Raw genomic sequence first — 22,867 nt, 5'->3', positions numbered from 1 at the left:
ATTGTCCCTCCGAACTGTACCGGCGTTCGTCCTGGACAGTTCGTCGAAATCGTACCGCAACCGTCCCTGTCGGAGAAGCGGCAATCGTCTCATATCGGAGCCACCGAGAGACGGGACACAGACCATGACGCTTTCAGAAGACACCCATTCGCGCCAACCCGGCACCCGAGCCTGGCTCGGCCGGCGCCTGCGGGACGTCCTCGTCCTGGCCCTCGGCGCCGTGCTAGCGCTGCCGCTGATCGTGCCGTTCGCCTGAGCCGACTCAGCCGGCAGTGCAGTTCGCCTCGAACAGCGCCCGCGCCCGCTCCATGGCCCGGAACGCCACCATGGAGCCGGGGCTGCGCAGTTCCGGCCCCTCGGGCAGGCGCCCGAGAAATTTTTCGGAGAGATCGGCGACGAACGGGCGGGGGCCGGTATAGGCGCCCATGCGGTTCCTCACATCGACCGTGCCGCAGAGCGCCCCGGCCCGGCCGATCCGCAGGCCGGCGACCCGAGCCTCAGGATCGCGCATCTGCTGCTCGATCAGGCTCAGCGCGGTGTGCGCCGCCTCCGCTCCGACACCGGCCTCCGAACCGTCCACGACGGTCTGCGCCTCCGCCCCGCGCAGGCCGGACAGGATCAGGAGGGCCGTCAGGGCGGTCTTGCGCAGACGCATCGGGCTTCAGCTTCCTTTGGCGACGACTTCGATGTCGCGGTCCATCCCGCTCTCCACCTTGAACTCGCGGGTGAAGACCTGCCCGTCATGCCGGGCGATCAGCACGTAGTCGCCCTCCGCCAGCGTCACAGAGGGGAAGGCCCCGATCGCCTCGCGGATCGTGTCGCCACCAGGCGTCAGCACGCTGAAGGCGGTGCCGGCGAACGCCTCGGAGCCGGGAGCGGCCACGAGCTTCAGGGTCACGGTGGCGGCGCGGTGGTTCATGGTCGCGTCCGTGACCTTGCCGTTCTCGACCCGGAGATCGGCACGCTGGATCGCGTTCGAATCGCCGTAGCTCGACACGACGTGATAGGTGCCCTCGGGCAGGCGGACGATCTCGCCGGCCTTGATGCCGCTGCGCACGAGGCGTCCTTCCGAATTCGTCCCGATCGGCACGTAGACCGAGAAGCCGAGCTGATTGCCCGGAATCTTCTGGTCGCCGACCGCGCCCGACAGCTTGAGCGCGCCCGCCGCGACGCGGAGCTGATCCGTGTTGGCGGTGCCCGCCATAGTGATCCGCTTCGAGGCGCTGGCGTAGCCGTAGGTGACGGTGGCGACGTAGGCGCCGGCCGCGAGCTTGAAGGTCGGGGCGGGATCGTTCGAGCGGGCGACGATGGCGGGGCGGGTGCCGTCGCCATTCTCCCCGTAGATGCGCCAGGTCAGGCCAGAGCGGATCGGTCCGTTCGCGCCGACGAAGACCGCCGAGAGCGTGAGGTCCGCCTCGCCCTCGGCCGCGGGCGGGGGCAGCATCGGCCCGGTCACGCCCGGCGAGGGCAGGCCCGGCCCGAACGGCGACGGCGCCTGCGCGGCGACCGGCGCGGCCGTGAGGAGGGCGGCCAGGGAGACGGCCGAGGCGATGATCGTGCAGCCTGCGGACCCGCGTCCCATCGTCCCCGATCCTTCCGCTCGCCTCGCCGGAGGCCATCTCAAGCACCAACTCGGCACCTTCGCGCTCTTGAAACCCGACCGTGGCGGCGGCATGGCGGTCGTGTTGCGAATGCCCGCATCCTTCAGCCCCTGCACGCGGATTGTCCATGACCGAGATTCGAGACACCGCCGACGGAAGCACCCTCGACCTGCTGCGCACCCGCCGCTCGGTGCCGCCGATGCTGCTCGACGGACCCGGCCCCACGCCGGAAGACCTCGATGGCTGGCTCGCGATCGCCGCGCGGGTGCCCGACCATGGGAAGCTCAGCCCCTGGCGCTTCCTCGTGATCGAGGGCGAGGCGCGCGAGCGCGTCGGCGCCCTCATCGAGCGGACGTTTCTCGCGGATTTTCCGCAAGCCGATGAGAAGCGGCGCGCCCAGGAGCGGCAGCGGCTGGCCCACGCGCCGGTCGTGGTGGGCGTCGTCTCCCGCGCCGGGCCGCACGTGAAGATCCCCGAATGGGAGCAGGTGCTCTCGGCCGGCGCCGTCTGCATGAACCTCGTGGTGGCGGCCAACGCCGCGGGCTACGCGACCTCCTGGCTCACCGAGTGGTTCGCCTACGACCGCCGGGTGCTCGACGCGCTCGGCCTCGACCCGGCCGAGCGGATCGCCGGCTTCATCCATATCGGCCGGGCGCGGGAGGTGCCCTCCGACCGGCCGCGGCCGGACCTCGCGCAGATCGTCACGCGGCTCTGAGGCCCCCATGCATTACGAGGCCGATAAACCCAGCCTGCCGCACAATCCGCTCAAAGCCATCGTCGCCCCGCGCCCGATCGGCTGGATCAGCGCCATGGACCGGGCGGGCCGGGTGAACCTTGCGCCCTACTCCTTCTTCAACGCCGTCGGCGGCGAGCCCGACATGGTGATGTTCTCATCATCCGGCCGCAAGGACGCGATGACGTTCGCGGAAGAGGGCGGCGAGTTCGTCTGCAGCCTCGCCACCTTCGACCTGCGCGAGGCCGTCAACGCCACATCGGCGCCGCTGGCGCGGGGCGAGAGCGAGTTCGGCTTTGCCGGGCTCACCCCCGCGCCCTCGCTTCGCGTGCGCCCGCCGCGCGTCGCGGAATCGCCTGCGGCGATCGAGTGCAAATGGCTCCAGACCGTTCCGCTGGTGCCGCTCGGCGGCGGCGAGCCGGCGAACTTCATGGTGATCGGGCAGGTGGTCTCGATCTACGTCGACGATCGCTTCGTGAAGGACGGCCGGGTCGATACGGGGGCAATGCGCCCGATCCTGCGCGGCGGCTATTTCGACTATTTCACCACCGAGTCCGAGAACCGCTTCGAGCTGCGACGGCCGAAGGGTGGCGGCTGAGGGTAAAGCGGACGGCCTTCCGAGCCGCCGAGGCCTGATCGTCGTTCGACGGTCTCGATCTCACCGAGAACGGCCCGTGCAGCCTCCGCGGCGGCGCGGAACGCGACCGGGCACAGCGCCGTTTCTCACGCCACGAGGTGGGAGGAACGGCATGCGAGTTCTTGCGACGGCATCGATGCTGACGGTGATGACGCTGCTCAGCGTCGGGACGGCGGAGGCCAAAGGCTGCATCAAGGGCGCGATCATCGGCGGCGTCGCCGGCCACTATCTGGCCGAGCGCGGCGTGGTCGGCGCCGTGGCCGGCTGTCTGGCCGGACGAGCCCTGGCCAACCGCCGCGCACGGCGTGAAATCGACTACGGCTCCCGTGTCCAGCCCCGCGGGGCGGGCTACGGCGCAGGACAGGCCTATCCGCGCCGGGATTACCGGTACTGACATGGGGACTGGGGCGCCGATCGGCGCCCCGTCTCGTACCGGATCCGGCACTCGGTGGTTCGTTCCGGGCGCGGGACGTTCCACGGATTGCTCGACATCATCGGCCTTGCGGGCCTGCTCGGCTTCGCGGACAGGCAAGTCGAGCGGGCCGCTGCGGTGGGGCCTTTAATCGGTGATGCCGAGCCCGGCTTCGACGCGGGCGATCCAGGCGCGCAAGGCCGGATAGGGCGCAAGGTCGAAGCCGCCCTCGTGCGCGAGGCGGGTATAGGCCACCAGCGCCACGTCGGCGAGGCTGAGATCGGAGCCGACGAGGAAGGGCCGATCCGCCAGCGCGCCCTCCATCAGGGCCAGTGCGGCGTGACCCCGCTCGAACAGCTTCGGATCGAGTTCTGCCTCGTTGCGGCCGAGATAGTGGAGCTGGAACCGGCGCACGGCGATGTAGGGCTCGTGACTATACTGCTCCCAGAACAGCCATTGCCGCATCTTCGCCTGCGCGAAGGCATCCGCCGGGATCAGCCCGGAATCGCGGGCGAGGTAGCCGATGATCGCGTTCGACTCGGCGAGGCTGCGCCCGTCCTCCAGCACCAGGGTCGGCACGCGCCCGTCCGGGTTGAGGGCGAGGAAGTCGGGCGTGCGGGTCTCGCCCTTCAGGATGTCGATTTCGCGCCAATCGAGATCGATCCCGAGACGGGCGGCGACCCAGGCCACCTTCAGGCAATTACCCGACTTGCGGTCGCCGTAGACGGTGAGCATGCCAACCTCTCTTGTCCCGCTCGCGGGCAAGGATGCCTCACCCGGTTCCGTCGGGCGCCGGGGCCCGCGACACGACCCACCTGAAGCCATCCGGCGTGGCTGTCGCAAGTCCCTTGGGTGAGCCTTCCCCGCCGAGTGTCATGTCTTCGATGACGGCCACGCCCGCCGCCGCCGCGGCGAGATGGACGAGGCCGCGCGCCTGGGCGAGCGCACCCGCCTCCCGCAGGCTCGCGGCGAGCACCGTCCCGTCGAGGGAAAGGCCGGCGAGCCGGGGGCTCGCCCCGGCGAAGCTGCGGGCCTCGAGTACGCCGAGAGGATGGCCGATGGCGGCAAGGATGACGGTCGCACCATCGTCCAGGCCGGCCAGCGCCTCGCAGACGGCGAGCCAGCCGCCGAGGGCGGCTACGTCGCGGCCGGAGCCGGCATCGCGCAGCAGCACGCCGTCCGGTCGCTCCGCCATCAGGCCTTCGAGGCTCGGGTCGTCGGCCGTGTCGAGGGCGGCGTAGATCGTCAGGCCCGGCCGGCGCGCCCTGAGAGCCGCGATCGCGCCCGGCGGCGGTGACATCTCGAACACCAGGGCATCCGCCCCCGCCGCCAGCGCCGCTTCGACAGCGGCCGGGTCGATCACGAAGCTGCGCGCGGCGTCAGGCTCGGAATGATCCGGGGCGGGTCTCATGTGGGCTTCGAGGGATCGCGGCGGATTCGGCCCGCTCCTCCTTCCGCAAGCGGGCGAAAAGCTTAAGCTTTTCGCGATTACGGCGGGCTGGAAGCGGCATCATTCAAGCTTCCTTTACCATATGCGCAGGAATGTCGGCGCTCGCGGGGCCGAATGACGGTCCCGGCGGGACGCGTCATGTTCCTGTTCACCAATGCTCCCATTGCCACCCGCGAGACCGCCGCTCCGGCGCGGACCGCCGCGGCGAACGGCGAGGTCGTCGAGGCGATCCGCGAGGGGGCGCAGACGAGCGGCGTCGGCTTCGACTACCTGCTCGCCACGGCGCAGCGCGAATCGAGCCTCAACCCCTCGGCCAAGGCAAGCACCTCGACGGCGACGGGCCTATTCCAGTTCATCGAGCAGACCTGGCTCGGCGTGATGAAGAATGCCGGGCCTAAGCTCGGTCTCTCGTCCTACGCCGACGCGATCACCGCGGGCGCGGATGGCCGCTACACCGTGGCCGACCCGGCGGCGCGGCAGGCAATCCTCGACCTGCGCCGCGATCCGAAGGTCTCGGCAGCGATGGCCGGCGCGCTGACGCAGCGCAACGGCGAAGCCCTGAGCGCGGCGCTCGGGCGCGAGCCGAATGCCGGCGATCTCTATGCGGCCCACGTCCTCGGCGCGAAGGGCGCCAGCGCGCTGATCGCCACGGCGCAGGCGACCCCGTCGCGCCCGGCCGCCCTCGACCTGCCGGAGGCGGCCGCCGCCAACCGCAGCCTGTTCTACGACCGCGCCGGCCGGCCGCGCAGCGCCTCTGAACTCTACGGACTCCTGAGCCAGGCGACCTCGGGCGTGGCGACTCCGGTGGCGACCGCCACGGCCGAGACCAGCGTACCGACGGCCTACGCGTCGCTGGAGGGCGGCCTGCGCTCGCTGTTCCAGACCGACCGGCGCCAGGGCGCGATCTCGGAAGGCGTCGCCAAGATTTGGCAGAACCGCGCCGCGAGCGCCGCCGCCCGTACGGCCCCGACCTATTTCCCGCGCTCCGACGGATCGGGCGAGGCGGACGGCACGGCCGCGCCGCCTGCCGCGACGGCGCCCGCGAGCGTGACGGACGCCACCTCTGTTTCGGAACCGATCCTCGTGCCGCTGCCGCCGCGCCGGCCCGCCGGACTGGCGGCAGCGACGGCCTCGATGCCGGCTGCCACCTTCATGGCCGGGCCGATGCCGGACCGGCCGAGCACCACCGCCTCGAAAAACTCCCTGTTCGACCCCTCCGCCTTGCGGCTCAGGAGCGGCTCATGATCCTCCGCCAATTCCTCGCCCTCACCCAGAATGCCACGCCCGAACGCCGCGCCGAGGCCGCGGGCACCCTGACGCGCAGCTATCTCCAGGGTACCCTGGGGCCGGAGGCGGCCTGGGAGGCCAAGACGGCGCTCCTCGCGCTGCTCGACGATCCGGCCGCAGCAGTGCGCCGGGCGCTGGCGCAGGCCTGCGCCGATTCCGAACAGGCGCCGCGTCCGCTGATCGTGGCGCTGGCCTCCGACCAGCCGGACATCGCCTGCCTCGTTCTGGCGCGCTCTCCCGTGCTGATGGATGCCGATCTCGTCGATTGCGTCGCCATGGGCTGCGAGGAGACCCGTGCGGCGGTGGCCGGCCGGTCCGATCTGTCGAAGCCGGTCGCCGCGGCACTGGCGGAGGTGGGCGGCGCCCCCTCGCTGATCGCGCTCGCGCGCAACCCGCTCGCCGCGATCGGCACCGCCGCCCTGATGCGGATGGTCGAGCGGCACGGCGACGACGCGGACCTGCGCCAAGCCCTGCTGACGCGCACCGACCTCGCCATCGAGGTGCGCCACGCCATCGTTGCGCTGATGGCCGAACAGCTCTCGCGCTTCGGCCAGGATGCCGGCTGGATTACTTCCGAGCGCGGCGACCGCGCCGCCCGCGAGGCCCGCGACGCCGCCGCCCTCGCGCTCAGCGACGAGGCCGAGGAAGCGCAGCTCGTGCGGCTCGTGGCGCATCTGCGGGTGCAGGAGCAGCTCACCGCCGGGCTGATCCTGCGGGCGATTCTCTCCCTGCGCCTGCCCTTCGCCGAGATCGCGCTGGCCGAGTTGAGCGGGCTCAGCCGTGCCCGCGTCGCCGGACTGATGCTGGAGCCGCACGGCGCGGGCTTTGCCGCCCTTCACCGCCGGGCGGGTCTGCCCGCGCTGCTGCTGCCGGCGATCCGGGCAGGGCTGACCGTCTGGCGCGACGCCAATGGCGGCCGCAACGGCGTGGACGGACCGCGGCTGGCCCGCTCGATGATCGAGGCGGCGCTGACCGCCTGTGAGACCCTGCCCTTCGCCGAGGCGCGCGGCCTGATGGCACTGCTCGCCCGCTTCGAGGCCGAGGCGGCCCGGGACGAAGCCCGCATCCTGGCGCACGAGCAGGCCGAGGCCCAGGCACGGGAAGCGGCCGAGGCACCCATTCTGCTGACGGCGCCGGAGGCCGTGGACGGGTTCGTCTCGGAAGCGCCGTCGGAAATCCTCATCCTCTCGGCAGACGCCTCCGTCTCGGAACCGGTTCTGCCCGATGCGTCCGCCGCGTGGCCGCTGGCGCCCCGGCCCGAGGAGCGGATCGGCGCGGCGGTGAGGGAATCGGCGGGCGAGATCGGGCCGGACACGGCCGAGACCGTGCTGGCCGGCCTCGCCGATGAGATCATGGCGCATTTCCTGGCTGAGCGGGCCGCGGCGACCGGGCAGCTCTCAGGCCCCGCGCCGGAGACCCAGCCCGCGATCATCCCCGAGATCGTCGTCGAACCGAAGCGCAGCACGCGGCCGCGCGCGATCGCCGTGGCGGTGGCCGCCGGGATGATCCCGGAGGATCTGATCCTCAGCTACCGCGCGGATCGCGAGCGCCAGCGCCTCGCGGCGTGAGGCCGGCGGGCCGCCACTGAGGGAGCTTTCGGGGTTGATCGCCTCCAGATCCACTCCGTCTTTGCGAAGCGCGGCGCAAGCCATCCAGGGCTCCGCACAATCCGGAAAGGCCGGGTGCTGGATCGCTTCGGCTCTGGCTCGCGATGACGGGGTGGAGCGAAGTCCCACGCGAGCGACCGGAAACCCGACTACGCCGCCGTCCAGGCCCGCATCGCCTGCGGCCCGACGATGTCGATGGGCGGCTCGAAATCGCTCGCCCGGCCGCGCATCGCCTCCGGCGGTTCGGGGAAGCCGCTGCGGTTGCCGTAGTCGCGGCGCACGCGCTGCGAGGGCCGGAGCGGCGCCTGCGACAGGTTGCGGGCGCAGACCACATCGAGAGCGGTGGCGCCGGCCAGCGCCATCAGCGCGATCATCGCGTTGCCCCGGCGTGGGTTGGACGCCTCCAGGGCCGGCAGCACGGTGGCGATGTCGACGGCATCGCCCCCGACCCGCCCCCAGATCCAGGGCGTCGCATCCTTCGAGCCGAGGATGCCGACGCCGGTGACGATCTCCCGCACGCCGTAGGCCTGGATGACCGGCGTCAGGTCCGGCTTGCCGAGCCAGCGCGCAATCGCCGCTCCACCGACGATCTCGGCGGCACCGAGGCCGAGGGAGAACCAACCGAGCCCCTGGGCGAGCCCCTCGGTCGCCGGATCGGGCCGTCGGCGGGAATCCGGCGCGATCCGGGCGAGCGCGCCCTTCGATCCGTCGCTGTCGCGGGCCATGACACCTCCGCTTTCGAGTTTGAGTCGATTCCGTCGTCAGGGCCGCAGCACGACCTTGATGCAGTTGTCCTTCTTGTCCCGGAACGTCCGGTACATTTCCGGGCCCTGCTCCAGCCCGGCCCGGTGGGTGATGACGAAGGAGGGATCGATCTGGCCCTCCTCGATCCGCCGCAGCAGGTCGTCGGTCCAGCGGTTCACGTGGGTCTGGGCCGCGCGAATGGTCAGGCCCTTGTTCATCACCGCGCCCATCGGCATCTTATCGACGAGGCCGCCATAGACGCCGGGGATCGAGAGGATGCCGGCGGGGCGGCAGACATAGATCATCTCCCGCAGCACCGAGGCACGGTCGCTCTCCAGCATCATCGCCTGCTTCACCCGGTCGTAGACCTGCTCGACGGCTCGCGGCGAGTGGGCCTCCATGCCGACCGCGTCGATGCACTTTTCCGGGCCCTTGCCGTGGGTCAGCTCGTTGAGGCGCTCGACCGGGCTCTCGCGCGTGTTGTCGATGACGATGGCGCCGCCGGCCCGCGCCATGTCGAGGCGCTCGGGCACGCTGTCGATGCAGACCACCTGCTTGGCGCCGAGCAGGATCGCCGAGCGGATCGCCATCTGCCCCACCGGGCCGGCGCCCCAGATCGCTACGGTGTCGTGGGGCTGGATGTCGGCCTGCACCGCCGCCTGCCAGCCGGTGGGGAAGATGTCGCCGAGGAACAGCACCTGCTCGTCGGTGAGCGAATCCGGCACTTTGATATGCGTGCGGTCGGCGAACGGCACGCGGACATATTCGGCCTGCCCGCCGCTATAGCCGCCGGTGAGGTGCGAGTAGCCGAACAGGCCGGCGGTGCCGTGGCCGAACGCCTTGTCGGCCAGACTCCGGTTGCGGTTCGTGCGCTCGCAGACCGAGAAGAAGCCGCGCTTGCACTGGTCGCACTCGCCGCAGGTGATGATGAACGGGATCACCACCCGCTCGCCCTTCTTCAGCGTGCCGTTCAGGCCGCGTCCGGTCTCGACCACCTCGCCCATGAACTCGTGGCCGAGGATGTCGCCCTTCTTCATCGCCGGAATGACGTGATCGTAGAGGTGAAGATCCGAGCCGCAGATGGCGCAGGCAGTGACCTTGATGATCGCGTCGCGATCATCCTCGATCTCGGGATCGGGGACGGTGTCGCAGCGAATGTCCTGGGTGCCGTGCCAGACGAGGGCCCTCATCGGATCTCTCTCCCAAGGATTCTTTTTCAGGCCGCGCCGGATTCTTGAACGCGCTGCCCGGATATCCATGGGATGAGGGTTTTTGTTTCAACCTCGATCGATGATCTTTGAGCCTGCCGACATTTGATCGTTCCGCAGCACGCGGTACGTCCGGCAGACGCCCTCTGGGATCGTCTCACGCGGCCATGGCATTTGCCCGGCGCAGATCCTCGACGAAGGTTTGATAGGCCACCGCCTTCGCCGCCTCGTCGGGCAGGCGCAGCAGGTAGGAGGGGTGGACCGTGATGAAACCCTCGAACGGCCGGCCGAACTCGGCGGGGCCGCGAGCGCGGGTAATCGGGATTGATTTGCCCGTGAGCGCCAGCACCGCGGTGGCTCCGAGCGCCACGACCAGTTTGGGGGCGACGAAGTCGAGTTCCTTGTCGAGCCACCAGCGGTAATGGCTTACCTCGCCGGCGGTCGGCTTCTCGTGGATGCGGCGCTTGCCGCGCAACGTGAACTTGAAGTGCTTGACCGCATTGGTGAGGTAGGCCTCGCGCCGATCGATCCCCGCTTCTTCGAGCGCGCGGGAGAGGAGCTGCCCCGCCGGGCCGACGAACGGGCGGCCCTGGCGGTCCTCCTGATCGCCCGGCTGCTCGCCGACGAAGGCGATCCGGGCGCCGACCGGCCCCTCGCCGAGCACGGCCTGCGTCGCCCCCGGCACCAGCGGTTCGGAGCGGGCGATGATCGCGTTGAGGGCTTCCAGCGAATTCGGCTCGTCCTGGGCCATCTTCGCCACGGCGCGGACGGGGTCGCGCTTGGCCGGCATGGTCGGCTCCTTCTCGATCATCGCCCGGGCGCGGGCACTCGCCGCCCGCACGAGAGCGGGAATCGCCGCCGTCTCCGGCATGTTCCGCCAGTACTTGCGGGGCATTTCGGCGCGCATGGCGTCGAGATTGAGCCGGGCCGGGTTGAAGGTGCTCTCGTAATAATCGCGCCAGCCGGCCTCGAAGCCGTCGCCGTCGGGCACATCCTCGCGGCGGCCGGGCGGGCCGAAGCTGAGCGCGCCGTTCCAATGCGCGGCCCCCTCAGGCGTCAGGATCGACCATTCGAGAGCGCGGAAGCGGTCGACGAAGAAGGGCGCCGCAGCTTCTAGGATATGATGGTCGGGCTCGAACCACGCCGCGAAACGCTCCCGCCCCTCCCCCGGCACTCGGCGGAAGCGCAGGAAGGCGTGCATCTTGTGCAGGTCGCGGCCAATCGCCTTCCGCATGCGATGCAGGCGGTGGACGAGCGGGTCGCTCAGGACTTCCATCAGCGCCCGCTCACCGTGCAGGACTCGCCAGATCAGGGCGTAGAGCAGGCCGTAGCGCTCAGGGTCGCGGTGGGGCACCACCATCGGGATCAGTTCGGTCACCGCGCGGGGAAGGCGCAGCGGCGGGCCCTCCGCGGGGGCGGTGTCGGCGCCGAACAGGCTCGGGGCCTCCGTCTGCCAGACGATGGTCTCGGGCGGGATCTCGGCCGCGATCAAGCGGCGCGCGGCGGCGCGGAAGCCGGGGAGATCCGCACCGGGGGCGAGGCCGACGACATGGATGCCGCTCGGCGCCCCTCCCATCGCTGCGGCCGCTCCCATCAGAACAGGCTCAACTGCTCAGCCGGCTCCGCGAGCTTCATCCGCAGATCGAGCCGGTCGGTCAGCGTCGTCGGCCGGAAATCCTCGGCGATCAGGAAGGGCCGCGCCCGCTTCAGCCCCGAGGTGAGCCGCGCCACGTCGTCGAGGCGCAGGCGGCCGTGTCGGCGGGCCTTGATGATGGCATCGACCGCCCGGGCCCCGAGCCCCGGGACCCGCAGCAGCATCTCCCGGTCGGCGCGGTTCACGTCCACGGGGAAGCGGTGCCGGTTCTTCAGCGCCCAAGCGAGCTTCGGGTCGATGTCGAGGGCGAGCATGCCATCGTCGGCGGCCCCCGCCACGTCGTCGGGGGAGAACTCGTAGTACCGGATCAGCCAGTCGGCCTGATACAGCCGGTGCTCGCGCCGCAGCGGCGGGGCATGCGGCGGAAGCGCCGAGGAGGCGTCGGGGATCGGGCTGAAGGCCGAGTAGTAGACGCGCTTGAGCCCGTAGGTGCCGTAGAGCAGCGCGGATTTCCGAATCATCGCCTCGTCGGTGGTGGCGTCCGCCCCGACGATGACCTGCGTCGATTGCCCGGCCGGCGAGAAGCGGCGGCGCTCTTCTTTCGCCTGGACGATGCGCTCGCCGATCTGGCCCATGGCGCCTTCGATTGCCGCGCCGTCCTTCTCCGGGGCGAGGCGGTTCAGGCTCGCTTCCGTGGGCAGTTCGAGGTTGATCGAGAGACGGTCGGCGTAGAGCCCCGCCTCCTCGATCAGCCAGGGGCTCGCCTCGGGGATCGATTTCAGGTGGATGTAGCCGCGAAAGCCGTGCTCGCGCCGGAGCTTCTTGGCGACGCGGGTCAGCATCTCCATCGTGTAGTCGGGCGAGCGGATGATGCCGGACGAGAGGAACAGCCCCTCGATGTAGTTGCGCTTGTAGAACTCGATTGTGAGCGTCACGACCTCCTCGACCGAGAAACGTGCGCGGGCGACGTTCGAGGAGCGTCGGTTCACGCAATAGGCGCAGTCGAACAGGCAGTAATTGGTCAGCAGGATCTTGAGCAGCGAAACGCAGCGCCCGTCCGGCGTGTAGGCGTGGCAGATGCCGGCGCCCGTGGTCGAACCGAGCCCGTCCGCCCCGGCCTTGCGCTTGGGCGCGCCGGAGGACGCGCAGGAGGCGTCGTATTTGGCGGCATCCGCGAGGATGCGCAGCTTGCGCGCGAGTTTGTCGTCCATCGAACGGAAGATGAACGCAGCCGCGCCCGGATCAATGCGGCGCGTTGGCCCGCGCACCGGAAAAGTGCCCTCCCGCCGCGCAACCCGGCGCGACGGGAGGGGACGCGTCAGCCCTGGACGAGCGTCTTGTCGAGGGTGATCTCGGCGTTGAGCACCTTGGAGATCGGGCAGCCCTTCTCGGCATTGCCGGCGAGTTCATCGAACTTCGCCTGGTCGATGCCGGGAATCACCGCCTTGAGGGTAAGGGCCGACTTCGTGACCTTGAAGCCGTCGCCGTCCTTCTCCAGCGTGACGACCGCCTTGGTGTCGAGGGAGGTGGCCTTGAGCCCGGCCGACTGGAGCTGGAAGGCCAGCGCCATGGTGAAGCAGCCGGCATGCGCGGCGGCGATCAGCTCTTCCGGGTTAGTGCCCGGCTCGTTCTCGAAGCGGGTGTTGAAGCCGTAGGGGTTGTCCGAGAGCACGCCGGACTGCGTCGTGATCTTGCCCTTGCCGGTCTTGCCGTCGCCCTCCCAATGGGCACTCGCGTGGCGGTCGGTCATGTACGTCGTCCTCGTCGTCGGAGCGGAAGCGATCCGCGTGGCCTCCGACGTGGAGCGGCAGGCGAGCCTGTCGAGGGGGCCATCCCTCATTCTTCACCGAGGGTTGTTTCATCCTCCTCTGCTTCGCCGGCGATCACGGCCTTGGCCAGGGCGTAGGAAAAACCCGCCCGTGCCATGGCGGCGAGGTCGCGCTCGCGGTTGGCCTCGCGGGTGCCCGGCCGGCGATAGGGACCGAGACGGCGGCGGCGGGCATAGGCGCGGGCGGCCTGCGCCTCGGTGTCGGCCTCGCTGCCCTCTGCCCCTTCCGCCTCCTCCCGCTCCTCGGCCAGCGTCGCCGCGATCGTCTCGGCATCGATCCCCTTGGCGGCAAGGCGCGCCTGGACCTGACGGGTCGAGGTGCCGCGCCGTCGCAATCCCCGCAGGCGGGCGGCGGCGAAGCGCGCATCATCGACCAGCCCGGCGCGCTGGGCGCGGGCGACCGTCTCCTCGATCAGCCCGGCATGCGCGCCCGGATCCTCGTCGCGGGAGCGGCAGCGACGCGCGATTCGGCGGGCGAGCACCCGCCGCAGCATCTCGGAGGAGGCGCCGTAGCGGTCAAGATAATGCGTCGTCACCCGCTCCAGCCAGGCAGGCGTGACCGGCGGCTCGGGCCTCGGTTCGGGTCGGCCCTCACCCTGCCCCTCGCCTGGGCCATCACGTCGGCTTGAAACGGTTCGCGCAATCATTCGTTCTTCACGATCCGGACAGGTTTTCGATTCATGAATCTTGGATGGATCGCACGCGATTTCGAGGGCTACGGCGCCGCATGGCGGCCCGGCTCATGAGGCGCGAATGGCTCTACGTGCTGCTGGCCCTCGGGTTCGCGGCCGTGGCCGGCCTCGTCATCTATTTCTCCCGTCCCACGCTGCTCACCGTGGCGGTGGGCCCGCGCGACGGTGTCGAGGCGGGGCTGATCGAGATCTACGCGCGGGCGCTCACCCGCAATCACGAGGATGTGCGGCTCCAGGTCGTGCCGTTCGACGACGTGCGCGACAGCGCCGCCGCCCTGGAGCAGGGCCGCGCCGACCTCGCGGTGGTGCGGCCGGACGTGAAGCTGCCGGATAACGGCCTGACGCTGGCGATCCTCCACGACGAGGCGCTGATCGTCGCGGCACCCGAGGCCAACGAGATCGAGAGCTTTTCCGATCTCTCGACCCGGCGCCTCGGCGTCGTCGCGCGCCACGAAGCCGACCTGCCGGTGCTGACGAACCTGCTCGACTTCTACGATTTCAAGGCGGCCCCGGAAGCAGAAGCGCTGGGCGGCGAGGCCCTCGCGGCCGGCCGCATCGGCCTCGTCCCGCTGAAGGCCAGCGAGATCACCGGGGCGCTGGAGGCGAAGCGGGTCGATGCGGTGGCAATCATCGCCTCCCCCACCGCCAAGCCGGCGCAGGCGATGCTGCGGGCGGTCGAGGCTGCCTCGCCGGAGCGCAAGGTGGCCCTCGTCAGCGTGCCGGACGGCAAGGCGATCGTGGAGCGGATGCCGGCGCTCCAGCCGGTCACGCTCTCGGCGGGCACCTTCGGCGGCCGGCCCAAGCGCCCGGTGGAGGACGTCGAGACGGTGGGCGTGTCCTACCGGCTGATGGCCCGCGGCGCGGTGAGCCGCGTCGCCGTGGCATCCGTGGTGCAGCACCTATTCGAGTGGCGCTCGCGGCTCGCCGCCGCCGCCCCGATCGCCCAGCAGATGAAGCCGCCGGACTACGACACCACCGTTACGGCCACGAGCGCGCAGCTCCCCAATCATCCCGGCGCGGTGGATTATTTCGAGCGCGAGCAGCAGACCTTCCTCGACCGCTACGAGGACTGGATCTACCTGTTCGCCTTCTTCGGCGGCACGGTGGGCTCGGGCATCGCGTGGATCGGCCAGCGGCTCGCCCGCAAGCGGCGCGAGCGCATCGACATCATCCTCGACCGCCTGCTCGACATCCTGGCCGAGGCCCGCGAGGCGCAGTCGGCAGCCGCCCTCGACGCGCTGACCCGCGAGACCGACGCGCTGATCGCCGACGTGGTGCGCCAAGCCCGCGAGCGCAGCATCGACTCGCGCATGATCTCCGCGCTGATCCTCGCCATCGACGCGGTGAACGGCGCCCTCGACGACGGTCGCCGCGCGTTCGAGCCCGGCGCCGATCCGAGCAGCGGCAGCCGGTCGCGCACCGCGCGGCTGCTATCGCTGAGCCTTCCGGCGGCCGAGTAGGCTACCCAACCCCCACCGGATGCTTCACCACGAACGGCGTGCGCATCGTGACCAGTTCCTCGCCGAGCGTCGGGTGCACGGCGATGGTGCGGTCGAAATCGGCCTTGGTCGCGCCCATGGTGACCGCGATGCCGACCGCCTGAATGATCTCGCCGGCATCCGGCCCGAGCACGTGAACGCCGACCACCCGGTCGCTGGCGCGGTCCACCAGCACCTTCATGATCACCCGCTCGTCGCGGCCGGACAGCGTCGCCTTCATCGGGCGGAAGCTCGCCTTGTAGACGTCGATCTCGCCGTAGCAGCGCCGCGCCACATCCTCGTTGTGGCCGACCACGCCGATCTCCGGCGTCGAGAACACGGCGGTCGCGATCAGGCGGTGATCGACGCACCAGGGCTTTTGGCCGAACACCGTGTCGGCGAAGGCGTGGCCCTCGCGGATCGCCACGGGGGTGAGCGCGGCGCGGCCGTTGACGTCGCCGACGGCGTAGATCGACGGCACCTTGGTGCGCGAATCCGCCTCGACGGGGATCGCACCCCGCGCATCGAGGTCGATGCCGACCCGCTCCAGTCCGAGCCCGGCGACGTTCGGGCGCCGCCCGGTCGCCACCAGCACGCAATCGACGGTCAGGCTCTCGCCGCCGCTCAAGGTGGCGCGGATGGCCGAGCCGTCGCGCTCGAGACGCTCGACGGTCTGCTCCAGCCGCAGATCCATGCGCTTGGCGTAAGCCTCGCCGAGCGCGTCGGCGATCTCGGGATCGAAGCCGCGCAGCAGGCTCTTTCCGCGGTGGAGCAGCGTCGTCTTCGAGCCGAGGCTCGCAAAGACGCCGGCGAATTCCACGGCGATGTAGCCGCCGCCGACCACGAGGATGCGCTCCGGCTGGGTCTCCAGCTCGAACACGCCGTTCGAATCGATCGCAAGCTCCGCGCCGGGAATCAGCGGCTCGCGCACTGGCGTCGCGCCGGTCGCGATCAGAATGAACTTCGCGCGAACGCGTCGGTCGGAATGGACGAGGCGCACCGTGTGCGGATCCTCGATCACCGCCCGGTCGGCGACGACCTCGACGCCGGCGCCCGCGAGGTTGCGGCCGTAGATGCCCTCCAGTCGCGCCACCTCCGCGTCGCGCGAGCGCTTCAGCGCGGCCCAGTCGAAGCGCGGCGTCTCGAGGTGCCAGCCGAAGCCGGCGGCATCCTCGAACTCGTCGGTGAAGCGGCCGGCATAGACCATCAGCTTCTTCGGCACGCAGCCGCGGATCACGCAGGTGCCGCCGACGCGGTACTCTTCCGCCAGCATCACCCGTGCACCGTGGCCGGCGGCGATGCGGGCCGCCCGCACCCCGCCGGAGCCGCCGCCGATCACGAACAGGTCGACGTCGCAAGACTCGTCCATCTTGGTCTCGCTCATCTTGGTCTCGCTCATGCGCTCTCGTGTGCGCTCTCATATGGGGGCCGCGCGCACGCCGCCGCCCGCAGCCATGTGATGGCCGCCCCGAGGCCCGCCGTCCACCATCCCTGCCACGCGCCGTGCTCGACGAACATCACCGCCACCGCCGCGCCGAGCAGCCCGAGCGCCGTGGCGAACAAGAGCCGCGGCAGGGCCGAAGCCGCCCGCAGGGCGAGAAAGGCGACCAGCGCCCCCAGCAGAGCGCCGACGAGGCCGAGTTCGGACCAGATCTGCAGGAAGGTGTTGTGCGGGTGGCCGACGGCCAGCATCGCCCGCATCTCCGGTTCGAGCGCCTGCGCCGCCGGGACCTCCGCGAAACGCAGGGCCATGCCGTAGCCGGAGCCGATCCACGGCGCCTGCGCCACCGCGGCACCGAAGCTCTGGGCGATGGCGACCCGCGCCCGCGACGAGGACTGCGTCAGCCGCTCATGCGCCGCCTCCGGCATCAGCCGGTGGAGGATGTCGCCCTCGACCGGCGCCAGGGCGAAGGCGAGCCCGAGCACCAGCGCCGCGAGCCAAAGGGCCACGGAGCGCGGGAGGAGACGCCCGACCGCGAACATCCCGCCGCCCGCGATTAGGCCGAGAGTGGCCGCGCCGCTGATCGAGCGCAGGATCGCCAGGGCCGCCCCGGCGAGGAGGGCCCCAGCCGCGAGGCGATGGCCGCGCAGGGCGAGGAAGGCGGCGAGCGGCCCGGCGAGCAGCAGCACCGTCAGCAGCGGGCGGTTGAACATGAACAGAGCGACGCGCTGCCCGAGCCAGACCTGCGGCGCGAGATCGAGGGCGAGGCTTGCCACGATGGTGAGGCAGGCAGCGGCCAGCAGGCCCGCGCCGAGCGGCAGCGCCCAGCCTGGCAGCCGGGCCGGTGCGAGTCGGGCGAGGATCGAAGCCGCGATCAGCGTCGGCAGGAACTCGGACAGGACCCGCCACCACAGGGCGGGAAACGGGCTCCAGGACAGCGAGACGAGGCACCAGCCGAGGAAGGCAAGCGCGGCCAGGCCGAGGGGCGAGCGCAGCGGGGCGATTAGCAGGGACACCGCCCGCCCCCGATACTCGGCTACGGCGCCGGCGAGGAACAGCAGGGCGGCAATGCCGACGACGAGCGGGCTCGACCGGTTGGCCAGCGCCATCACCGGCGCCACCAGCGCCAGCGCGACGGCGCCGGAGGCGTAGAGGCGCGCCGCCGCGGCGGGGCCGACGATCACTGGAGCTGGTGGCCGCGCTTGCCCATCTCGGCACGGGTGCGGACCATGATGTATTCCGACACCTCCTGGGTCCAATCCTGCATGGCGCCGACCATGTCGTCGAGCACCTGCGGCTGGGTCTCGACGTAGCGCTTGCCCGCGGGCGAGCGGAAGAAGGCGACGATGTCCTTCAGCTCAGCCTCGGTCAGGCGCTTGGCGTAGATGCGCGCGGCGATGTTGATCAGCCGCTGCTTCTGCAGCTCCATCTCCGGATCGAGACTTTTCAGCACCTCGTCCAGATCCTTGGCGAGGTCGGGCCGCGTCACCGCATTCTTGCGGATCTGATCGGCCATGGTCGGGATGATCGAGTCGAAGGAGCGGGCGATGCCGGAACTCAGCATCACCTCCCGGGCGAGCGTGAGATGGGAGGCGCTGACCTCCGGCTCCGGCGCGGGCGCCGGCGGCGGGGCCGCGCCGGGCTTCGCGGTCGGCTTCGGGGAGGCGGCCGGGGGTTTGGCGGCCGGCTGCTGCGCGAGCGCCGCCGGCACGAGGAAGGCCTGCGACAGCAGGGCCGCGAGGACGGGGCCGCCCAGGGCGGCGAGACGGAGGACCATGCGGGAGAAGCTCCGGGACAGGAAAGGGATGCGGCCGAGCGTCAGAGGCGGCCGAGGACGCTGACGACCGCCGCCTCGCCGTCGGAGGCGGCGAGGATGGCCGCGTCGGCGATGCCGAGGAACAGGCCGTGCTCGACCACGCCCGGCACCGCCCAGAGCCGGGCGGACAGGGCCTCCGGATCGGGAATGCGACCGAGCCGCAGATCGAGGATGGCATGGCCGCCATCGGTCAGGACAGGCGCACCGGAGGCGTCGTAGCGGCGCACGATCTCGCCCGTGCAACCGGCGCCCGCCACCGCCGCCTCGACGGCGCGGGTGGTGGCGCCGATGCCGAACAAATTCACCTCGACGGGCAGCGGAAAGGCACCCAGGGTCTCGACCCGTTTTGAGGCGTCGGCGATCACCACCATGCGGCGGCTCGCCACCGCGACGATCTTTTCGCGCAGCAGCGCGGCGCCGCCGCCCTTGATGAGGCGCAGATTGCTATCGACCTCGTCGGCCCCGTCGATGGTCAGATCGAGTTCGGGCAGCTCCTCGAGGGTGGCGAGCGGGATGCCCTCGCGCTCGCAGGCGATGCGCGTCGCCTCCGAAGTCGGGACACCGGTTACGGTCAGGCCGGCGCGCACGCGCTCGCCGAGAAGCGCGATGAAGGCGGCCGCGGTGCTGCCGGTGCCGATGCCGAGGCGCATCCCGTCCTCGACCAGCGGGATCGCACGCTCCGCCGCCGCGCGCTTGAGGTCCGGCGCACTCACGACACGATCTCGGACATCGAATTCATCGGGAGCACTCGGACCGTCGGAGCTAGAGCGGCGAATCTGGGGCGATTGAGAAGGCAGGCCCTAGCACGCCTCTCCGCGACCGCAAAAGACGGACGCAAGGAAGCATCAAGGCCGAGTCGCGGCTCAGGACACGGGGCTTTTCGCCGCCTCCGGGTCTCAGGGCCGCGTTCCCTGCGGCGGCGTGGCGCTCGGGCCCGCGCGGCCGGGGGCCGGACCGGTCGCGGCCGCACCCGCCCCGCTCGCGGTGCCGGCGGGCGGCGGACCGGCCTGCTCGGTGCAGACCACGAGTTCCTGGCGGATCTGCACGTAGCAGGCGCTGGTTTCGCCCGTACGGTAGTTGACGCGGTAGATCCCCGATTCGCGGGCGTGGCGGGAGGCAATCAGTCCGTACTCGCCCGGCGTCTGCGGACCGGCGCCCTCCCCGGCAGCGAAGCATAGGGTGACGCCGACGCTGTCGTCGCGCAGGCCGTACTGGCAGGAGGTGACTTCGCCGTTGGCGCGGTCGATTCGGTAGATCCGGTTCAGATCGACCGCGGGGGCGGCCACGAATTCGTAGGGCCCGGCGGCTTCGGCCGCGACCGGCAGGAGGGCCAGGGTGGCGGCGAGCAGGCGGAAGGTCGGGCGCGGAAGGGAACGCATGGGGCGGGACATCGTATCCGTTGCGGGGGCCGAGCGGCGAATCGAGGCGGAGCGCGATCAAGCACCCGTTCCGTGGCGGAGCTTGGGCAGAGAGGCAACACTGAGGGGCCGCGCTAACCGCGCGTCAACCGTCAGGGTTGATCGTAAGGGACACGACCGCTAGCCAGCTTGACAGTGGAACGAACCGGGACGCCGATGACCGTGAACAGCTCCCCGATCGTCGTGTTCGATCTCGACGGCACCCTCGCCGAGACCGCAGGCGACCTGATCGGCACCCTCAACGTCATCCTCGCCCGCGAGGGCCACGCGCCGCTTCCCCTCGAACAGGCCCGCGACCTGCTCGGCGCGGGCGCCCGCGCCCTGATCCAGCGCGGCTTCACGGTCGCGGGCGCGAGCCTGACGCCGGAGCGGCTGGAGACCCTGTTCCAGGACTTCCTTGAGCATTACGGCGACCATCTCACCGACAATTCGTTCCTTTTCCCCGGTGTGATCGGGGCGCTCGGCCGGCTGGAGGCGGCGGGCTTCCGCCTCGCGATCTGCACCAACAAGGTCGAGTCGCACGCGGTGGCGCTGCTCGATGCACTGGGCATCGGTCACCGCTTCCGCACCATCGTCGGCAAGGACACCTTCGCCTACTCGAAGCCCGACCCGCGCCACATCACCCTGACGGTCGAGCGCGCCGGGGGCGATCCGCTCCGCGCGGTGATGGTGGGTGATTCCAAGGCCGACGTCGCCGCCGCCAAGGCCGCCGGCATCCCCGTCGTCGGCGTGACCTTCGGCTACACCCCGGTGCCGATGCGCGACTTGGCGCCCGATTGGATCATCGACCATTTCGACGCCCTGCCCGAGGCGGTCGATGCCCTCCTCGCCCGCGAGAGCGTGAAGCCGGCGGCCTGAGTCCAGGGCAATCGCTTGAAGCGATTTCCCTGGTTTCTTGGCCTGCCTCAGTCGCCGGCGCCCGCCTCCGCAGAGAGCCTCGGTTTCTTGGGCTTTCGCTCCGCTCGATGCTTTTCAGGACGGAAGTCGTGAAAAGCCCGCTCCGCGCGGCGCTCTTCGCGCCGCGAAGCCGCCAAAACGGCTTCGAGCGATTGCCCTGGGCCTGAACCCCCACACCGCTTGCACCCGCGCGGGCGCTGGGCCACTGAGCGTTGCGACGGGGCCTTGAACCGCCCCGCAGGGCGCGAGAGGCAGACCGGCGACATGAGCGAGACGGATACCTTCGACCTGACGCTGGAGCGCATCGCGCTGATCCGGCGGATGGTCGTGGCCTGGAATGGGGCGGAGGCCGGCGCGCCGATGATCCATCCGGACGCGCCCTACGGCAGCACCGACCGCGACGGCGACATCTTCAACGTCACCGGCGACGACGAGGGCGCGGACGAGGAGCACCGGGCGATGGGCGACGCGCTCGCCGTGTTCCTGCAGAACGCCGTGCTGAAGCCCGGCCGCTACCAGTATCACAACCCGCTCGCCAAGCTGGCGCCGGCGGATGTCTTCGACGTGTTCCGCGACGAGGCCACCGGCGAGACGCCCGAGCACATCACCTTCGAGGTGACCGACGAGCACCTGCGGCTGCTGCCGCAGCTCAGCCTCGAATGGGACGACGAGTACGACGTGCCGAGCGTCGATCCGAAGCGGCCCTACGGCGCCATGACGTGGTACACGGTGGAGATGGCGGTCCATCTCGGTGAGCCGCCGGAAAAGGATGCCGACGGCCGCGCCATCCTGACCGACGAGCAGGAGAGCCGCCTGGAGCGCCTGCACCGCGAGATGCAGCCGGCGATGCAGATCTTTCTGCGCTACGGCGATCTCGGGCCGGGTCCGTTCCGCCAACCCGAGGGCACGATCGGCTGGGAACCGGCCTGACGGCAGGCGATCCCTCTTTGCGAATCGCTGCTCCCTCCACCTAACAGCGGAAGGGCAGTGCAGCGATTTCGAAGGAAGAGGCCGGATGAAGCGAGGATCAATCGCGGGACGGGTGCCGGGCGCCCTCATCCTGGCGCTGGCAGCGCTGGCCTCGCCCGTCCGGGCCAACGACAGCGCGGCGACCCTCGATGCGGGCGGCCTGGTGCTGGTGCGTGATGACGCGATCGAGCTGGCGAGCGAGGATCTTCGCATCGCCATCGACCGCATCGACGTCGATTACGTCTTCCGCAACCGCTCGAAGGCGCCGCGCACCCTGCGTCTCGCCTTCCCGCTGCCGCCGATCGACGGGGCCGAACTCTCGTTCAGTGCGCTCTCGCTGCCGGTGCGAGGCAGCGCCAACTTCGTCGGCTTCACGGTCAAGGCCGACGGCAAGGCAGTCGAGCCGGCCCTGGAGGAGCGCGCCTTCCACGGCACGCAGGAGATTACGGAGCGCCTGAAACGGCACGGGCTTCCGCTCAATCCCCTGCGGCGCGAGGAGTTGGAGGCGGCGCTCAAGCGCCTCTCGCCCGCCGACCTCAAGGCCCTGCACAAGGCCGATCTGCTGTCCGACGAGACGGCCGATGCCGGCGCCCAGTGGCGCAGCGAAGCCAAGTTCCACTGGGAGCAGACCTTCCCGGCGGACGCGGAGCTGCGCATCGCCCACAGCTACGCGCCGATCGCGGGCAACTGGTTTCTCTCGCCCAAGGAGGCTGCGGCGCGCGACTTCCGTGCCCGCTACTGCCTCGACGATGCGGGCCTGGCCGGGATCCGGCGCCTCGCCGCGGCGAAGCCCGAGGGCTACACCCGCGCCTTCGAGGTGCCCTACATCGTCACCACGGCCCGGAACTGGGCCGGCCGGATCGGCCGCTTCACCCTGACGGTGGACAAGGCGCGCGCCGACGCCCTGGTCAGCTTCTGCCGGCAGGGCGTGCGCAAGACCGGTCCGACCACCTTCGTCTGGGAGGCCCGCGACTACGTGCCGGATTCCGATCTGCGCGTGCTCATCGTCTCGAACGATCCGGCTCTCCTGGGAGATCGCTGAGACCCACTTCGAC

At 70.7% G+C, this 22,867-nt stretch carries 25 protein-coding genes; 10 read left to right on the top strand and 15 right to left on the bottom strand.

What is annotated here, in order from left to right:
* The first annotated feature begins 124 nt into the window (after positions 1-124).
* Positions 125-256 carry a hypothetical protein gene (locus tag MFF24_RS28765; protein WP_283214466.1) on the top strand — a complete coding sequence of 44 codons (132 nt, stop codon included), beginning with the start codon at positions 125-127 and terminating at the stop codon, positions 254-256.
* Positions 257-262: 6 nt separating this feature from the next.
* On the opposite strand, the gene MFF24_RS00475 is transcribed toward MFF24_RS28765, so the two are convergent.
* Entirely contained in the window at positions 263-655 is a 393-nt protein-coding gene (locus MFF24_RS00475) for a hypothetical protein (RefSeq protein WP_238221593.1), read from the bottom strand.
* Positions 656-661: 6 nt separating this feature from the next.
* Entirely contained in the window at positions 662-1,582 is a 921-nt protein-coding gene (locus MFF24_RS00470; protein ID WP_238221591.1) for an RgsD C-terminal domain-containing protein, read from the bottom strand.
* A 146-nt stretch (positions 1,583-1,728) separates the two neighbouring features.
* Here MFF24_RS00470 and MFF24_RS00465 point away from each other — a divergent pair, with 146 nt between their 5' ends.
* The 3 genes from MFF24_RS00465 to MFF24_RS00455 all read left to right on the top strand — a co-directional run bounded on the left by MFF24_RS00465 (position 1,729) and on the right by MFF24_RS00455 (position 3,365).
* Entirely contained in the window at positions 1,729-2,316 is a 588-nt protein-coding gene (locus MFF24_RS00465; RefSeq protein WP_238221589.1) for a nitroreductase family protein, read from the top strand.
* Positions 2,317-2,323: 7 nt separating this feature from the next.
* A complete protein-coding gene (locus tag MFF24_RS00460; RefSeq protein WP_238221587.1) occupies positions 2,324-2,932 on the top strand; it encodes a flavin reductase family protein in 609 nt (202 codons plus the stop codon).
* Positions 2,933-3,083: 151 nt separating this feature from the next.
* A complete protein-coding gene (locus tag MFF24_RS00455; RefSeq protein ID WP_238221585.1) occupies positions 3,084-3,365 on the top strand; it encodes a hypothetical protein in 282 nt (93 codons plus the stop codon).
* A 165-nt stretch (positions 3,366-3,530) separates the two neighbouring features.
* Here the strand turns inward: MFF24_RS00455 and MFF24_RS00450 are convergent, their stop codons facing one another.
* The gene (locus tag MFF24_RS00450) at positions 3,531-4,118 is read right to left on the bottom strand and encodes a glutathione S-transferase family protein (protein ID WP_238221583.1); all 588 of its coding nucleotides are present in this window, start codon (positions 4,116-4,118) and stop codon (positions 3,531-3,533) included.
* A gap of 37 nt (positions 4,119-4,155) precedes the next feature.
* Entirely contained in the window at positions 4,156-4,794 is a 639-nt protein-coding gene (locus MFF24_RS00445; protein WP_238221581.1) for an aldolase/citrate lyase/malate synthase family protein, read from the bottom strand.
* Between the two features lie 177 nt (positions 4,795-4,971).
* On the opposite strand from MFF24_RS00445, the gene MFF24_RS00440 reads away from it, so the two are divergent.
* Both MFF24_RS00440 and MFF24_RS00435 read left to right on the top strand, forming a co-directional pair.
* Positions 4,972-6,078 (top strand): transglycosylase SLT domain-containing protein, encoded by a 1,107-nt coding sequence (locus tag MFF24_RS00440; RefSeq protein WP_238221579.1) that lies wholly within the window; start codon positions 4,972-4,974, stop codon positions 6,076-6,078.
* On the top strand, positions 6,075-7,688 hold the full coding sequence (locus tag MFF24_RS00435; RefSeq protein ID WP_238221577.1) for a DUF2336 domain-containing protein: 1,614 nt from the start codon (positions 6,075-6,077) through the stop codon (positions 7,686-7,688). The genes MFF24_RS00440 and MFF24_RS00435 overlap by 4 nt, the downstream gene beginning before the upstream one ends.
* Before the next feature lie 188 nt (positions 7,689-7,876).
* On the opposite strand, the gene MFF24_RS00430 is transcribed toward MFF24_RS00435, so the two are convergent.
* The 6 genes from MFF24_RS00430 to MFF24_RS00405 all read right to left on the bottom strand — a co-directional run bounded on the left by MFF24_RS00430 (position 7,877) and on the right by MFF24_RS00405 (position 13,748).
* Positions 7,877-8,452 (bottom strand): cyclase dehydrase, encoded by a 576-nt coding sequence (locus tag MFF24_RS00430; protein WP_238221575.1) that lies wholly within the window; start codon positions 8,450-8,452, stop codon positions 7,877-7,879.
* Positions 8,453-8,488: 36 nt separating this feature from the next.
* Positions 8,489-9,661 carry a zinc-dependent alcohol dehydrogenase gene (locus MFF24_RS00425; RefSeq protein ID WP_231346813.1) on the bottom strand — a complete coding sequence of 391 codons (1,173 nt, stop codon included), beginning with the start codon at positions 9,659-9,661 and terminating at the stop codon, positions 8,489-8,491.
* A 175-nt stretch (positions 9,662-9,836) separates the two neighbouring features.
* A complete protein-coding gene (locus MFF24_RS00420) occupies positions 9,837-11,273 on the bottom strand; it encodes a UdgX family uracil-DNA binding protein (protein WP_238221573.1) in 1,437 nt (478 codons plus the stop codon).
* A complete protein-coding gene (locus MFF24_RS00415) occupies positions 11,273-12,484 on the bottom strand; it encodes a putative DNA modification/repair radical SAM protein (protein ID WP_238221572.1) in 1,212 nt (403 codons plus the stop codon). Before MFF24_RS00415 ends, MFF24_RS00420 begins: the two co-directional genes overlap by 1 nt.
* A gap of 107 nt (positions 12,485-12,591) precedes the next feature.
* On the bottom strand, positions 12,592-13,023 hold the full coding sequence (locus MFF24_RS00410) for an OsmC family protein (RefSeq protein WP_108940208.1): 432 nt from the start codon (positions 13,021-13,023) through the stop codon (positions 12,592-12,594).
* 86 nt (positions 13,024-13,109) lie between these two features.
* Positions 13,110-13,748 carry a RecX family transcriptional regulator gene (locus tag MFF24_RS00405; protein ID WP_238221571.1) on the bottom strand — a complete coding sequence of 213 codons (639 nt, stop codon included), beginning with the start codon at positions 13,746-13,748 and terminating at the stop codon, positions 13,110-13,112.
* A gap of 95 nt (positions 13,749-13,843) precedes the next feature.
* On the opposite strand from MFF24_RS00405, the gene MFF24_RS00400 reads away from it, so the two are divergent.
* A complete protein-coding gene (locus tag MFF24_RS00400) occupies positions 13,844-15,253 on the top strand; it encodes a TAXI family TRAP transporter solute-binding subunit (protein WP_238221569.1) in 1,410 nt (469 codons plus the stop codon).
* A 1-nt stretch (position 15,254) separates the two neighbouring features.
* Here the strand turns inward: MFF24_RS00400 and gorA are convergent, their stop codons facing one another.
* The 5 genes from gorA to MFF24_RS00375 all read right to left on the bottom strand — a co-directional run bounded on the left by gorA (position 15,255) and on the right by MFF24_RS00375 (position 19,907).
* Positions 15,255-16,655 (bottom strand): glutathione-disulfide reductase, encoded by a 1,401-nt coding sequence (gorA, locus tag MFF24_RS00395; RefSeq protein WP_238222857.1) that lies wholly within the window; start codon positions 16,653-16,655, stop codon positions 15,255-15,257.
* Between the two features lie 11 nt (positions 16,656-16,666).
* Positions 16,667-17,824, bottom strand: a complete 1,158-nt coding sequence (locus MFF24_RS00390; RefSeq protein WP_238222855.1) for an O-antigen ligase family protein — start codon at positions 17,822-17,824, stop codon at positions 16,667-16,669.
* 68 nt (positions 17,825-17,892) lie between these two features.
* Positions 17,893-18,489 carry a DUF2059 domain-containing protein gene (locus MFF24_RS00385; protein ID WP_238221567.1) on the bottom strand — a complete coding sequence of 199 codons (597 nt, stop codon included), beginning with the start codon at positions 18,487-18,489 and terminating at the stop codon, positions 17,893-17,895.
* 41 nt (positions 18,490-18,530) lie between these two features.
* Positions 18,531-19,241 carry a ribose-5-phosphate isomerase RpiA gene (rpiA, locus tag MFF24_RS00380; RefSeq protein WP_238221565.1) on the bottom strand — a complete coding sequence of 237 codons (711 nt, stop codon included), beginning with the start codon at positions 19,239-19,241 and terminating at the stop codon, positions 18,531-18,533.
* Positions 19,242-19,424: 183 nt separating this feature from the next.
* Positions 19,425-19,907, bottom strand: coding sequence for a hypothetical protein (locus MFF24_RS00375; RefSeq protein WP_373322636.1), 483 nt, complete (start codon positions 19,905-19,907; stop codon positions 19,425-19,427).
* A gap of 195 nt (positions 19,908-20,102) precedes the next feature.
* Here MFF24_RS00375 and gph point away from each other — a divergent pair, with 195 nt between their 5' ends.
* The 3 genes from gph to MFF24_RS00360 all read left to right on the top strand — a co-directional run bounded on the left by gph (position 20,103) and on the right by MFF24_RS00360 (position 22,854).
* Positions 20,103-20,804: a phosphoglycolate phosphatase gene (gph, locus tag MFF24_RS00370; RefSeq protein WP_238221561.1), complete on the top strand. Its 702-nt coding sequence runs from the start codon at positions 20,103-20,105 to the stop codon at positions 20,802-20,804.
* A gap of 303 nt (positions 20,805-21,107) precedes the next feature.
* On the top strand, positions 21,108-21,773 hold the full coding sequence (locus tag MFF24_RS00365) for a hypothetical protein (RefSeq protein WP_166059343.1): 666 nt from the start codon (positions 21,108-21,110) through the stop codon (positions 21,771-21,773).
* 85 nt (positions 21,774-21,858) lie between these two features.
* The gene (locus MFF24_RS00360) at positions 21,859-22,854 is read left to right on the top strand and encodes a DUF4424 family protein (protein WP_238221558.1); all 996 of its coding nucleotides are present in this window, start codon (positions 21,859-21,861) and stop codon (positions 22,852-22,854) included.
* Positions 22,855-22,867 lie beyond the last annotated feature (13 nt).

It is taken from the genome of Methylorubrum aminovorans (genome assembly GCF_022179725.1).
Lineage (GTDB): Bacteria > Pseudomonadota > Alphaproteobacteria > Rhizobiales > Beijerinckiaceae > Methylobacterium > Methylobacterium aminovorans.
The sequence above is the reverse complement of the archived record's forward strand: the minus strand, read 5'-3'. Positions and strand labels throughout refer to the sequence as shown.

Coding starts and splice junctions, on each gene's coding strand:
- MFF24_RS28765 (WP_283214466.1), top strand. CDS start 125: ATGACGCTTTCAGAAGACACCCATTCGCGCCAACCCGGCACCCGAGCC.
- MFF24_RS00430 (WP_238221575.1), bottom strand. CDS start 8,452: ATGGCCCGCGACAGCGACGGATCGAAGGGCGCGCTCGCCCGGATCGCG.
- MFF24_RS00475 (WP_238221593.1), bottom strand. CDS start 655: ATGCGTCTGCGCAAGACCGCCCTGACGGCCCTCCTGATCCTGTCCGGC.
- MFF24_RS00385 (WP_238221567.1), bottom strand. CDS start 18,489: ATGGTCCTCCGTCTCGCCGCCCTGGGCGGCCCCGTCCTCGCGGCCCTG.
- MFF24_RS00360 (WP_238221558.1), top strand. CDS start 21,859: ATGAAGCGAGGATCAATCGCGGGACGGGTGCCGGGCGCCCTCATCCTG.
- MFF24_RS00440 (WP_238221579.1), top strand. CDS start 4,972: ATGTTCCTGTTCACCAATGCTCCCATTGCCACCCGCGAGACCGCCGCT.
- MFF24_RS00415 (WP_238221572.1), bottom strand. CDS start 12,484: ATGGACGACAAACTCGCGCGCAAGCTGCGCATCCTCGCGGATGCCGCC.
- MFF24_RS00460 (WP_238221587.1), top strand. CDS start 2,324: ATGCATTACGAGGCCGATAAACCCAGCCTGCCGCACAATCCGCTCAAA.
- MFF24_RS00425 (WP_231346813.1), bottom strand. CDS start 9,661: ATGAGGGCCCTCGTCTGGCACGGCACCCAGGACATTCGCTGCGACACC.
- MFF24_RS00365 (WP_166059343.1), top strand. CDS start 21,108: ATGAGCGAGACGGATACCTTCGACCTGACGCTGGAGCGCATCGCGCTG.
- MFF24_RS00400 (WP_238221569.1), top strand. CDS start 13,844: ATGAGGCGCGAATGGCTCTACGTGCTGCTGGCCCTCGGGTTCGCGGCC.
- MFF24_RS00445 (WP_238221581.1), bottom strand. CDS start 4,794: ATGAGACCCGCCCCGGATCATTCCGAGCCTGACGCCGCGCGCAGCTTC.
- MFF24_RS00410 (WP_108940208.1), bottom strand. CDS start 13,023: ATGACCGACCGCCACGCGAGTGCCCATTGGGAGGGCGACGGCAAGACC.
- MFF24_RS00455 (WP_238221585.1), top strand. CDS start 3,084: ATGCGAGTTCTTGCGACGGCATCGATGCTGACGGTGATGACGCTGCTC.
- MFF24_RS00420 (WP_238221573.1), bottom strand. CDS start 11,273: ATGGGAGCGGCCGCAGCGATGGGAGGGGCGCCGAGCGGCATCCATGTC.
- MFF24_RS00435 (WP_238221577.1), top strand. CDS start 6,075: ATGATCCTCCGCCAATTCCTCGCCCTCACCCAGAATGCCACGCCCGAA.
- gph (WP_238221561.1), top strand. CDS start 20,103: ATGACCGTGAACAGCTCCCCGATCGTCGTGTTCGATCTCGACGGCACC.
- gorA (WP_238222857.1), bottom strand. CDS start 16,655: ATGAGCGAGACCAAGATGGACGAGTCTTGCGACGTCGACCTGTTCGTG.
- MFF24_RS00375 (WP_373322636.1), bottom strand. CDS start 19,907: ATGCGTTCCCTTCCGCGCCCGACCTTCCGCCTGCTCGCCGCCACCCTG.
- MFF24_RS00470 (WP_238221591.1), bottom strand. CDS start 1,582: ATGGGACGCGGGTCCGCAGGCTGCACGATCATCGCCTCGGCCGTCTCC.
- MFF24_RS00465 (WP_238221589.1), top strand. CDS start 1,729: ATGACCGAGATTCGAGACACCGCCGACGGAAGCACCCTCGACCTGCTG.
- MFF24_RS00450 (WP_238221583.1), bottom strand. CDS start 4,118: ATGCTCACCGTCTACGGCGACCGCAAGTCGGGTAATTGCCTGAAGGTG.
- MFF24_RS00405 (WP_238221571.1), bottom strand. CDS start 13,748: ATGATTGCGCGAACCGTTTCAAGCCGACGTGATGGCCCAGGCGAGGGG.